Raw genomic sequence first — 274 nt, 5'->3', positions numbered from 1 at the left:
AGCTTCGAGCAGCACGGGAGCTGGTCGAACGTACCCGCGAGGTCATAAACGATGACACGACCGCGTACAGCGTGGTGGCCGATGCGGTGCCAATTCTGGATTCTGCACTGACTGAGGCCGCGCAGCACGAGCACATGAGAGGCCTACTCGTGGAATTCACGATTGGCGTCCCGCTGATCGTTTGGTTTGTCGTCTTGGCTGTAATGTGGTGGTTCAAGGATGAAGAATTGGCGTGATAGCTGAACTGTTCACTTTCAGGTAGAGTCGTTTCCTG

The 274-nt window shown here is 55.1% G+C and carries 1 protein-coding gene; it reads left to right on the top strand.

The genetic code is table 11. The features are described from left to right. On the top strand, positions 1-236 hold a 236-nt coding region (locus RMT89_RS42910; RefSeq protein ID WP_315889180.1), incomplete at its 5' end, for a hypothetical protein. Between the last annotated feature and the right edge of the window lie 38 nt (positions 237-274).

The organism is Streptomyces sp. P17, assembly GCF_032436805.1.
Lineage (GTDB): Bacteria > Actinomycetota > Actinomycetes > Streptomycetales > Streptomycetaceae > Streptomyces.
The sequence above is the reverse complement of the archived record's forward strand: the minus strand, read 5'-3'. Positions and strand labels throughout refer to the sequence as shown.